A 10289-nucleotide genomic window follows, 5' to 3' on the forward strand; every position below is an offset into this window, starting at 1 on the left:
TTAGGACGAATGGCTATATGCAGATCGATGAACGCGCGCAGGCGTCGGCTGTCTCGCCCGCCGTCCACCGCTGGCGGCAGCGCCTGGCGAGCCCCGCGCAGGCTAAGGCTGCAGTTCGTTGCTGACGCCGTGCGGCACGTGCCCGGTCGCCACCACCTGCCGCGCCTTCTCGCAATGACCGGTCTGGTCGTCGAAGAACACATCGGCGGCGAAGGCTTCGAGCACGGCCGACTTGTCCAGCCCGCCGAGGAAGAAGGACTCGTCCAGGCGAATGTTCCATTCGCGCAAGGTGCGAATCACCCGCTCGTGGGCAGGCGCCGAGCGTGCGGTCACCAGCGCAGTACGGATGGGGCAGTCCTGTTCGGGGAATTCCTGCTGCAGATTGTGCAGCGCCGCCAGGAACGGCTTGAACGGCCCACCGGGCAACGCCTGGCGCGCCGCCTCACGCTCATGACTCTGGAAGGCATGCAGCCCGCCGTTCTGATACACGCGCTCAGAGTCGTCGGAAAACAGCACCGCGTCACCGTCGAAGGCGATGCGCAGCTCGTTGCTGTTGGCCCGACGAGTGCCGCCGGACAGCAGCGTCGCCGCGCCAAAGCCGGCCTTCAGTGCATTGCGCACGTCATCAGCATGGGTGGAAAGAAACAGATGGCAGCCAAATGCCGCCAGGTAAGGATCGGGGCTGCGCCCACCAACGAAGGCCGCGCGGGAAATCCCCAGACCGTAATGCTGGATCGAGTTGAACGCACGCAGGCCGGTATCGGCGCTGTTGCGCGAGACCAGAATCACTTCGACGCGCTGCTCGCTCAGGCGCGTGTTGAGCCCGAGCAGCTTCTCCACCAGAGGAAAGGCGTCGCCCGGCATCAGCACTTCGTCCTCGTGCTCGATCTGGTAACGGCGGTAAGCCTCCACCCCCTCGCTCTCGTAGATCTGATGGCTTTCACTGAGATCGAACAGCGCGCGCGAGGAAATCGCCAGCACCAGCTTGTCAGCCAATCCCTTGCCCATGACTAGGCCTCCTGACGAGCCTGAATGAAACGCAGCGCCTGATACAGCGCACGCACCTTGGGCATCTCGAAGCCCACGGCAGCGGCCGCCGCCAGAGGCGCCGCATAAATGGCGTGCAACTCCGCCGGCCGCCTCTGGGCGAAGTCGTGATACATGCTGGGCAGATAGTCGGGCATGCGCTCGGTGGCTGCCAGCAGCTTGTCGGCGTAGTTGTCCGGCATGCCATGGCCCAGCGCCTGGGCGGCCTGCACCACCTCCAGCATCATGTCGCGGATCAGCGCACGACTGTCGGGGTTGCCCATCAGCTGGCGGGTATCGGCATCGAGCAACACCGACAGGCCGTTGTAAGGAACGTTCCACACCAGCTTCTGCCAGCGCGTCTGCGCCAAATCGGGCATGGCGGCCGAATCCAGGCCGGCGCTGCGGAACATGGCAGCGCCCTCCTCGACCAGCGCCAGACGCTCGTCATCAGCCGCTGGGCCGGAGTGATAGGCCAGATTGATCGCGCCCAGCGCCTGGTGTTCGATCACGCCGGGGCCACTGCGATGGACGCAGATGTAGCAGAGCCCGCCGAGCAGATGCAGCCCCTCCGCCAGCAGCGGGCGCAGCTCATCCTCCACCGCCAGGCCGTTCTGCAGCAGAACGACCTTGGCGCCAGGCGCCGCCGCCCTGGCGATCAGCGGCGCGAGTTCGGCATTGGCGGTGGTCTTGGCGCCAACCAGCAGCCAGTCGCACGCCGGCATGTCCTCGACCCGCTGATAGGCCTGCACCGGCGCCAGCTGCAGAGTGCCGTGCACCTTGCTGTTGAGCTGCAGGCCGCGCTCGGCGGCCGCGGCGTATTCGCTGCGCAGCAGGAAATGCACGTCGAGCCCGGCGCGGGCCAGCAGCAGACCATAGAAGCCGCCGATGGCACCGGTGCCGATGATGCCGACGCGCGGCGCGGGGGATTGAGACATCAGGGAAGCTCCTCAGCCGGGCGAAGCAGCGCCTCGCTCATGGCGGCAACCAGATCGGTTTGGGTAAAGGGCGCATGCAACGCGCCAAAGAACTGACCATCGCGAATCAGAAACAGCGCTGGCAAATGAAATACCTCGTAGCGCGTCACCAGACCGGCATTACGGCCGGCGTCCACCCAGCACAGCCGCGTCACCGGCAGCGGCAAATGCGGCAGGGTCCGGCGTGCCCAGCGGCAGCTGGCACAGCCCGTGCTAGTGAACAGCAGTAGCGACGTACCGGGCAGATCGAGCAGGTGGCGATCCGCATCGAGATCGGTCAGCTCCAATTGCGCCGCTATACTGAAATCAGTGATATCAGTTTGCCTGCATTCGAGGTCGGTGTTCATGCGTAAGTTTCTGCGTCATCCAAGCGACATGCCGGTTGAACTGGTGCTACGCAGGCAGGCCTGCATTCCGCGGCAACGGCTGAACAATATCAGCCTGGGCGGGGTCGCGTGCAACTCGTCGCGCGGTTTTCGCCGAGGCACCTCGGTGGAGTTGCGCATTCCCCTGCTGGGCGAACAGGCCCGCTATCCCGGCGTGGTCGCCTGGTGCCGACGGCAGGAAGAGGATTACCTGGTCGGTATCGCCTTCATCGACGAAGACACCCTGTTCCGCGCGCGCATGGTGGAGCAGGTCTGCCAGATTCAGCACTATCGCCAACAGCTGGAGCAGGAATCGGGCGAATCCATGGCCATCGAGCAATGCGCCCGCGACTGGATCGCCAAGCATGCCGCCGAATTTCCCTATCTGGCCTGATACTCCCAAGCTATCGGCCTTATTGGACTTAACGCCCATTGTCGCGCAGCCCCGTACGCGCTAAGGTTCGGCTCCCCCTGCACCAACTAGCTGTGCACCGCCATAGGGGATCGCTGGCGGCCGGCACCCGTGACCTGACGACTGACCCGATGAATAGCACGATGGCTGATTTACCGATCGACGACCTCAACGTCGCCTCCAACGAAACCCTGATCACCCCCGACCAGCTCAAACGCGAGATTCCTCTGACCGATGCCGCGCTCAAGACCGTGGCCCATGGTCGTCAGGTGGTGCGCGACATTCTCGATGGCAAGGACCATCGTCTGTTCGTAGTGGTCGGCCCCTGCTCGATCCATGACATCAAGGCCGCCCACGAATACGCCGAGCGCCTCAAGGGGCTGGCCGCCGAGCTGTCCGATACCCTGTTCCTGGTCATGCGCGTGTACTTCGAGAAGCCGCGTACCACGGTCGGCTGGAAAGGCCTGATCAACGATCCCTATCTGGACGACTCGTTCAAGATCCAGGACGGCCTGCACATCGGTCGCCAGCTGCTGCGCGATCTGGCGGAGATGGGCCTGCCCACCGCCACCGAAGCGCTCGACCCGATTTCCCCGCAGTACCTGCAGGACCTGATCAGCTGGTCGGCCATCGGCGCTCGTACAACCGAATCCCAGACCCACCGCGAGATGGCTTCCGGCCTGTCCTCGGCCGTCGGCTTCAAGAACGGCACCGACGGAGGCCTGACCGTGGCGATCAACGCCCTGCAGTCGGTTTCCAGCCCGCACCGTTTCCTCGGCATCAACCAGGAAGGCGGCGTTTCCATCGTCACCACCAAGGGCAACGCTTACGGCCACGTGGTACTGCGCGGCGGCAACGGCAAACCCAACTACGACTCGGTCAGCGTCGCCATTTGTGAGCAGGAACTGACAAAAGCCGGCATCCGCCCGAACATCATGGTCGACTGCAGCCATGCCAACTCCAACAAGGACCCGGCCCTGCAGCCGCTGGTGCTGGAGAACGTCGCCAACCAGATTCTGGAAGGCAACAACTCCATCGTCGGTCTGATGGTCGAGAGCCACCTGGGCTGGGGCAACCAGTCGATTCCGAAGAATCTGAGCGACCTCAAGTACGGTGTCTCCATCACCGATGCCTGCATCGACTGGGATACCACCGAGAAGAGCCTGCGCAGCATGCACGCCAAGCTCAAGGACGTGCTGCCCAAGCGTCAGCGCGGCTGATCCAGGCTGCACCAATGAAAACGCCGGGCAATGCCCGGCGTTTTCGTATCCGCGCTCAACTCGTAGGGTGGGCTTCAGCCCACCGTCACGGTCAGCGAGGGCTAACCCCCTGCGTTATGGCGCCTCCTGCTGGTGACGCGAACGACGCTCCATATAGCGCTCGACGTAGGAACAGGACGGAATCACCGTATACCCCTTGCCCTCGGCATAGCGCAGCGCATGTTCGGTCAGTGCCGCCGCGATACCGCGACCGCGCAGCGAGTTGGGTACGAAGGTGCGATAGATGTCCAGGGTCTGCTTGCCTAGATCCATATAGGCCAGATAGGCACGATCACCGCCGACGGTCGTCACGAATTGATGACTGGCCTGATCGTGGTGAATGGACAACCCCTCGCTCATCTTCACTCCTCTAGCCGCGAACCCATCGCGACGCGTCTGTATTTCATACCGGCGCTTCGACCAAAGCGCAAATTCACGCCCGACCAACGGACGCCCAATGCACTCAGCTTAACAGGCGGCAGACCGCCCAGCCACGCGCAATCACAGGCTCAACAGCGCGATGCACAGCAACGCTGCCACCACCGGAATGAGTACGGTGATCACGAAGATGTCCTTGTACGCCTGTTTGTGGGTCAGCCCCATGATCATCAGCATGGCGATCACCGCGCCGCAATGCGGCAGCGAGTCGAGCCCGCCTGCGGTGATGTTGGCGATACGGTGCAGCACCTCCGGCTCCACGCCCATTTCCAGATAGCGCGGTGCCAGGGTCTGCATGAATATCTGCAGCCCGCCCGAGGACGAGCCGACGATACCCGACACCACGCTGACCGAGGCGAACACCGACAGCAGTGGCGGCAGCTCGACTGCCAGTATCCACTGCGCGAACTGGGCGAAGCCGGCGGTCTGTGTCACCACCCCGCCGAAGCCGATCACCGCCGAGGTATTGAGCAGCGGCATGATGGCGTCATCGGCGCCCTGGCCGAGCAAGCCCATGGTGTTGCGCCGTAGCGCCGGGAACATCACCACCGCCACGCCTGTGGCGATGACCAGCGCCAGGCTCGGCCAGAGGATCGGCTGCGCCTGGCTGAACGCCAGCAGCTGGCCCAGCGCCCCCTGCCCCGGCATCACCATGCCGGACAGCGCGATCACGCGGGGCAACAGAATGATCCCCAGCACCACGACGATCGGCACCAGCGCCATGCCCCAATGCGGGCCGCTGCCCGGCGTGCCGGCCAATTGCTCCATGCGCACGTCCTGGGCATTGGCCTCGAAACCCTCCCCACGCTCTCGGGCCAGGCGCCACTCGCGCTGCAGATAGGCCATGCCCAGGCCGATCATCACCAGCGAAGCGAACAGACCGATCCAGGCACCGGCGAACAGATCGGTGCCCAGGGCACTGGCAGCGATCACGTTGTGAATCGAGGGCGAGCCCGGCAACGCGGTCATGGTGAAGGTGCCGGCGCCCAGCGCCGTCGCGGCGCAGAACAGGCGCTTAGGCAGGTTGGCCTCGCGCATCAGGGTGATGCCCAGCGGATACATGGTGAAGATCACCACGAACACCACCACCCCGCCATAGGTCAGCACCGCGCAGACCAGCATCGCCACCCACAGCGTGCGCTGGGTGCCGAGGCCGCGCGTGATCGCCTGGGCAATGCTGCTGGCCGCCTGGCTGGCGGCCATGACCTTGCCAAAGATGGCGCCGCAGAGAAACAGCACGAAGAACTTACCGGCGAATGTGAACGCCCCCAGCGGCCCGAACGGAAAATGCTCCAGAAGCGCCTTGGGCACTGCAACGCCATTGCTCAATGCCACCAGAATCGAACACAGCAGCGCCGCAATGAAAATGTTCACGCCGCGCAGCGCCATGAAGATCAGCAGCGCCAAGCCCAGCAACAGCCCCAGATTACCCAACATTGCCATCCCCCACTCTCGTCTTATTGTTTTGACTTGCGAATCCGGACAGTTATAACAGCTCCTACAGTAGCGTGCGCCGAGAGACCGCCCTCGACTGTTTGTTTTTTATACAAACCAGGCACTTCACACCCAGCCACGGGCATCGAGCAATAAAAAAAAGCGCAACTCTTGCCTTGCCTCCGTTTACTTACTAAAAGTAATAGGTAGTATGTAGGCCGGCTAATTTCCCGCAGTTGGGGAATTGCTTTTTATGGAAAACTCCACCTCAAGGGGAACACGATGAACAACGTTCTGAAATTCTCTGCTCTGGCTCTGGCCGCAGTTCTGGCTACCGGTTGCAGCAGCATGTCCAAAGAAACCGAAGCTCGTCTGACTGCTACCGAAGACGCAGCTGCTCGCGCCCAAGCCCGTGCCGACGAAGCCTACCGCAAGGCTGATGAAGCTCTGGCTGCCGCTCAGAAGGCTCAGCAGACCGCTGACGAAGCCAACGAGCGCGCTCTGCGTATGCTGGAAAAAGCCAGCCGCAAGTAATAGGCGACTCGGCTTCTCGAAAGCCGCCCCAGGTAACTGGGGCGGCTTTTTTATCGCCTGTAGTTAGTTGCCCATCAGTGGCCTAGTTGTCTATCGCGCAATAAAAAGCCCGCCGGCACAAGTGCGGGCGGGCTGTTTACCGGCGGCGAGTTAGAAGGGGTTATCGCTACTCGCTACCACGCTGTCGTTCTGCGAAGCGATCGGCACCGGCATGCCATCTTCCGACGCGACCACCTCACGAACCATTTCCCAATCCAGGCGCAGGCCACTGAGCTCTTCGCGCTTGAGCAGGGCATTGATCACGGCCGTGTGCTTGTCGACTACCGACGGATCGTTTTCGTCGTCCAGTGGCGCATGAGCCTCCAGATAAACCCTGCCGCCGCTGACCCCGAACTTGTACGGCTCGTTGATGATGCGCACCGGCGTACCGACCGGAACCATGGCCGCCAGTTCGAGCACGTTGTGGTTGAGCATGCGGAAGCAACCGTGGCTGACGCGCATGCCGATACCGAACTTCTTGTTCGAGCCATGAATGAGATAACCCGGGAAGGACAGCGTCATCTTGTACGGCCCCAGCGGATTGTCCGGACCCGGCGGTACCACGGTGGGCAGGATGTCGCCTTCGGCCGCATGTTCCTCGCGGATCGACTTGGGCGGATACCAGGCCGGATTCGGCGTCTTCACCGTCACCCGCCCGGTGCCCAGCGGCGAGCCCCAGCCTTCGCGACCGATACCCAGCGGGTAGGTATGCACCACGTTCTGGCCTTTCGGGAAGTAGTACATGCGGTACTCGGCCAGGTTGATAACGATGCCCTCGCGCGGGCCCGGCGGCAGCACGTAACGGGTAGGCAGAACGATCTCGGTGCCCTCGCCCGGCAGCCAGGGATCGACACCCGGGTTGGCCGCGACCATTTCCAGATAACCCAGATCGTTGGCCGTTCCCAGGTCAGCGAAGGTGTCTTCGTACTTGGCCTTGATCACCTGAACCTGGCCGACCACGTCCTCGCCTGGAGGCGGCAGTGGGAGTTCGAGAGCCTGCACCGCAGCACTCGAGCACAGGGCGAGCAGTGTCAGGCAGCGGTTGACCGCAGAGAAGCGCGACAACATCCGGGATGTCCTTGATGAGTTGAATGAAGTTGCGGCGATTGTACACCGCCATCAGCGCGCCGGGCAGACGTCAGCCATCCGCCCAGTTGGAGCACAGGCCCTGCCGCTGTGCCTCGAAGGTCGCCAGACAGGCAGGACACAGGCGCCGATCACGCAACGAGGTCTTGTCCAGCTGGCGCCAGCGCGGCTGTGCTGGCAGCAGTCCACCACACAGGGTGCGGTCGGCATGGCCGCCCAGACGCAGCTGACGGGCAACCAGATGCAGCCGGACTTCGCGGCAGGCGAACAGGTCCAGTTGCTCGTCCGGTTCGATCAACTGATAGGCGTACAGGGACCAGGCGAGACGCGGCATCTGGGGCTCCATGGCAGGCCGGCCACATTAGCCGAAAGGCTGTGGCCGGAAAAGTCTCAGAGCAGCGGTTTCAGGCTTGGCCAGACGTTCTCCAGCAGCTTTTCCTGCGCAGCGAGCGCAGGGTGGATGCCATCGTCCTGCATCATCGCCGGCACACCGCCGACGCCTTCGAGGAAGAACGGCACCAGCGGAACCTGCTTCTGCTCGGCCAGATCGGCGAATACCTGGGCGAAAGCGCTGGTATAGCGGGCACCGTAGTTCGGCGGCAAACGCATGCCGAGCAACAGCACGCGAGCGCCGGCGGCCTGCGACTGCTCGATCATCGACGCAAGATTCTGTTGCAATTGCGCTGGCGGCTGACCACGCAGGCCATCGTTGCCACCCAGCTCGATGATCACGAGCGAGGGTCGGTGCTCTGCAAGCAGCGCAGGCAGCCGCGCGGCGCCGCCTGCACTGGTATCGCCACTGATCGAAGCGTTGACCACCGCATGGTCGAAACCCTGCTCCCTGAGGCGCTTTTCCAGCAGGGCGACCCAGCCCTGGCGGCTATCCAGGCCAAAAGCCGCGCTGATACTATCGCCGACCACAAGCAGGGTGCCTGCAACCGCCCCCTGGGCCCAGAACAGCAGGGCCAAGGCACCACTCAGCCACCATGCACGCATTGGAATCTCCATGACTTCGAGCATTCTCGCTGCGCGGAACCTTAGCAAAGTGGTCACCAGCGCGGAAGGCGAGCTGACCATTCTTCACGACCTCGACCTCAGCCTGGAGAAAGGCGACAGCCTGGCGATAGTCGGCAGCTCCGGTTCAGGCAAATCCACCCTGCTCGGCCTGCTCGCCGGCCTGGACCTGCCCAGCGCCGGAAAGGTGCTGCTGGCCGGCAAGGACATCGGCGAGCTGGATGAGGACCAGCGCGCACGCCTGCGCGCCGAGCATGTCGGCTTCGTCTTCCAGTCCTTCCAGCTGCTCGACAGCCTCAATGCGCTGGAAAACGTCATGCTGCCGCTGGAACTGGAGGGCCGTGCCGACGCCCGCCAGCGTGCCCGCGCTTTGCTCGAGCGGGTTGGCCTGGGGCAGCGCCTGACCCACTACCCACGTCAGCTCTCCGGTGGAGAGCAACAGCGCGTCGCCATCGCCCGCGCCTTCGCCGCCGAGCCGGACGTACTGTTCGCCGACGAGCCCACGGGCAACCTCGACAGTCACACCGGCGAGCGCATCAGCGACCTGCTGTTCGAACTCAATCAGGAGCGCGGCACCACCCTGGTTCTGGTCACCCATGACGAACGCCTGGCGCATCGCTGCCAGCGCCTGATCCGTCTGGAAGGCGGCCATCTGATCGATCGCGTGGAGCCCTGATGAATCGCGTGCCGCTCACCCGCCTGCTGCTGCTCGCCGCCCGCCAACTGCTGCGCGATGCCCGCGCCGGGGAATTGCGCGTGCTGTTCTTCGCCCTGCTGGTGGCGGTGGCCGCCAGCAGCGCCATCGGCTATTTCAGCGCGCGACTGAACGACGCCATGCTGCTGCGCGCCAGTGAGTTCCTCGCGGCCGACCTGCGCCTGAGCGGCAGCACGCAGGCCAAGCCAGAGCAGATCGAGGCCGGCACCCGCCTGGGCCTTGAGCATGCGCAGCTGGTGGAGTTCTCCAGCGTGGTGGCGGCGGACGAGGGTATCCAGCTGGCCAGCGTCAAGGCCGTCAGCGACAGCTACCCGCTGCGCGGCGAGCTGAAAAGCGCAGCTGCGCCCTACGCTGCGGAACAAAGCAGCGTAGGCCCAGGTGCCGGCGAGGCCTGGGCCGAGGCGCGTCTGCTGGTCGCCCTCGATCTGCAGATAGGCGAGGAAATCGAGATCGGCGCCAAACGCCTGCGCCTGACCCGCGTGCTGACCTACGATCCGGACGGTGCCGGTGATTTCTACAGCCTCACACCGCGCGTGCTGATGCATCTCGATGACCTGGCCGCCACCGAGGTGGTCCAGCCCGGCAGCCGCGTGCGCTTTCGCGAACTGTGGCGCGGCGATGCCGACGCGCTGGCAGCCTACCGTCAGGCGGTGGAAGCCAGCCTCGAACCCAACCAGCGCCTGGAAGATGCTCGCGATGGCAATCGCCAGGTTGGCAGCGCGCTGGGACGTGCCGAACGCTACCTGAATCTGGCCAGCCTGGCCGCCGTGCTCCTGGCCGGCGTGGCCGTGGCGTTATCGGCCGCACGCTTCGCCGCTCGCCGTTTCGACGCCAGCGCGCTGCTGCGCTGCCTGGGCCTGTCCCGGCGCGAGGCCCTGACGCTGTTCGGCCTGCAGCTGGCCCTGCTCGGCCTGCTGGCCTGCGTACTGGGTGCGTTGCTCGGTTGGGGCGGCCAGTACGTTCTGTTCCACCTGCTGCGCGGCCTGATTC

Annotated in this window: 13 protein-coding genes; 5 read left to right on the forward strand and 8 right to left on the reverse strand. The window is 64.2% G+C overall.

Annotation, left to right across the window (positions count from 1 at the left end; translation table 11 throughout):
- Window positions 1–102 precede the first annotated feature (102 nt).
- The 3 genes from N7333_RS03180 to N7333_RS03190 are packed head-to-tail and all read right to left on the reverse strand — an operon-like array spanning window position 103 to window position 2350.
- Entirely contained in the window at window positions 103–1008 is a 906-nt protein-coding gene (locus N7333_RS03180; RefSeq protein ID WP_003239840.1) for a 5'-nucleotidase, read from the reverse strand.
- 2 nt (window positions 1009–1010) lie between these two features.
- Window positions 1011–1964 (reverse strand): putative 2-dehydropantoate 2-reductase, encoded by a 954-nt coding sequence (locus N7333_RS03185; protein ID WP_279858444.1) that lies wholly within the window; start codon window positions 1962–1964, stop codon window positions 1011–1013.
- Window positions 1964–2350 carry a thioredoxin gene (locus N7333_RS03190; RefSeq protein WP_279858446.1) on the reverse strand — a complete coding sequence of 129 codons (387 nt, stop codon included), beginning with the start codon at window positions 2348–2350 and terminating at the stop codon, window positions 1964–1966. The genes N7333_RS03185 and N7333_RS03190 overlap by 1 nt, the downstream gene beginning before the upstream one ends.
- On the opposite strand from N7333_RS03190, the gene N7333_RS03195 reads away from it, so the two are divergent.
- Window positions 2349–2762, forward strand: coding sequence for a PilZ domain-containing protein (locus tag N7333_RS03195; protein ID WP_003239834.1), 414 nt, complete (start codon window positions 2349–2351; stop codon window positions 2760–2762). The genes N7333_RS03190 and N7333_RS03195 overlap by 2 nt on opposite strands.
- A gap of 161 nt (window positions 2763–2923) precedes the next feature.
- Window positions 2924–4000 (forward strand): 3-deoxy-7-phosphoheptulonate synthase, encoded by a 1077-nt coding sequence (locus tag N7333_RS03200; protein WP_003239832.1) that lies wholly within the window; start codon window positions 2924–2926, stop codon window positions 3998–4000.
- Between the two features lie 114 nt (window positions 4001–4114).
- Here the strand turns inward: N7333_RS03200 and N7333_RS03205 are convergent, their stop codons facing one another.
- Window positions 4115–4399 (reverse strand): GNAT family N-acetyltransferase, encoded by a 285-nt coding sequence (locus N7333_RS03205; RefSeq protein ID WP_003239830.1) that lies wholly within the window; start codon window positions 4397–4399, stop codon window positions 4115–4117.
- Between the two features lie 141 nt (window positions 4400–4540).
- Window positions 4541–5914, reverse strand: coding sequence for a GntP family permease (locus N7333_RS03210; protein ID WP_279858457.1), 1374 nt, complete (start codon window positions 5912–5914; stop codon window positions 4541–4543).
- A gap of 279 nt (window positions 5915–6193) precedes the next feature.
- Here N7333_RS03210 and oprI point away from each other — a divergent pair, with 279 nt between their 5' ends.
- Window positions 6194–6445, forward strand: a complete 252-nt coding sequence (gene oprI, locus N7333_RS03215) for an outer membrane lipoprotei OprI (RefSeq protein WP_003239826.1) — start codon at window positions 6194–6196, stop codon at window positions 6443–6445.
- A 150-nt stretch (window positions 6446–6595) separates the two neighbouring features.
- On the opposite strand, the gene N7333_RS03220 is transcribed toward oprI, so the two are convergent.
- The 3 genes from N7333_RS03220 to N7333_RS03230 form a co-directional block, all read right to left on the reverse strand.
- A complete protein-coding gene (locus N7333_RS03220; protein WP_003239823.1) occupies window positions 6596–7552 on the reverse strand; it encodes a L,D-transpeptidase family protein in 957 nt (318 codons plus the stop codon).
- Window positions 7553–7622: 70 nt separating this feature from the next.
- A complete protein-coding gene (locus N7333_RS03225; RefSeq protein WP_003239821.1) occupies window positions 7623–7904 on the reverse strand; it encodes a hypothetical protein in 282 nt (93 codons plus the stop codon).
- 56 nt (window positions 7905–7960) lie between these two features.
- Complete coding sequence (locus N7333_RS03230) at window positions 7961–8566, reverse strand: arylesterase (protein WP_003239817.1); 606 nt, start codon at window positions 8564–8566, stop codon at window positions 7961–7963.
- 10 nt (window positions 8567–8576) lie between these two features.
- Between N7333_RS03230 and N7333_RS03235 the strand changes: the two genes are divergently transcribed.
- The gene (locus tag N7333_RS03235; RefSeq protein ID WP_003239816.1) at window positions 8577–9260 is read left to right on the forward strand and encodes an ABC transporter ATP-binding protein; all 684 of its coding nucleotides are present in this window, start codon (window positions 8577–8579) and stop codon (window positions 9258–9260) included.
- A partial coding sequence (locus tag N7333_RS03240) for an FtsX-like permease family protein (RefSeq protein WP_347815282.1) occupies window positions 9260–10289 on the forward strand: 1030 nt, incomplete at its 3' end. The genes N7333_RS03235 and N7333_RS03240, both read left to right, overlap by 1 nt.

Source organism: Pseudomonas sp. GD04158 (assembly GCF_029834875.1).
Taxonomy (GTDB): domain Bacteria; phylum Pseudomonadota; class Gammaproteobacteria; order Pseudomonadales; family Pseudomonadaceae; genus Aquipseudomonas; species Aquipseudomonas hydrolytica.

Excerpts from the sequence above, each read along its gene's own strand:
- N7333_RS03180 (WP_003239840.1), bottom strand. The coding sequence starts at position 1,008 with ATGGGCAAGGGATTGGCTGACAAGCTGGTGCTGGCGATTTCCTCGCGC.
- N7333_RS03185 (WP_279858444.1), bottom strand. The coding sequence starts at position 1,964 with ATGTCTCAATCCCCCGCGCCGCGCGTCGGCATCATCGGCACCGGTGCC.
- N7333_RS03195 (WP_003239834.1), top strand. The coding sequence starts at position 2,349 with ATGCGTAAGTTTCTGCGTCATCCAAGCGACATGCCGGTTGAACTGGTG.
- N7333_RS03190 (WP_279858446.1), bottom strand. The coding sequence starts at position 2,350 with ATGAACACCGACCTCGAATGCAGGCAAACTGATATCACTGATTTCAGT.
- N7333_RS03200 (WP_003239832.1), top strand. The coding sequence starts at position 2,924 with ATGGCTGATTTACCGATCGACGACCTCAACGTCGCCTCCAACGAAACC.
- N7333_RS03205 (WP_003239830.1), bottom strand. The coding sequence starts at position 4,399 with ATGAGCGAGGGGTTGTCCATTCACCACGATCAGGCCAGTCATCAATTC.
- N7333_RS03210 (WP_279858457.1), bottom strand. The coding sequence starts at position 5,914 with ATGTTGGGTAATCTGGGGCTGTTGCTGGGCTTGGCGCTGCTGATCTTC.
- oprI (WP_003239826.1), top strand. The coding sequence starts at position 6,194 with ATGAACAACGTTCTGAAATTCTCTGCTCTGGCTCTGGCCGCAGTTCTG.
- N7333_RS03220 (WP_003239823.1), bottom strand. The coding sequence starts at position 7,552 with ATGTTGTCGCGCTTCTCTGCGGTCAACCGCTGCCTGACACTGCTCGCC.
- N7333_RS03225 (WP_003239821.1), bottom strand. The coding sequence starts at position 7,904 with ATGCCGCGTCTCGCCTGGTCCCTGTACGCCTATCAGTTGATCGAACCG.
- N7333_RS03230 (WP_003239817.1), bottom strand. The coding sequence starts at position 8,566 with ATGCGTGCATGGTGGCTGAGTGGTGCCTTGGCCCTGCTGTTCTGGGCC.
- N7333_RS03235 (WP_003239816.1), top strand. The coding sequence starts at position 8,577 with ATGACTTCGAGCATTCTCGCTGCGCGGAACCTTAGCAAAGTGGTCACC.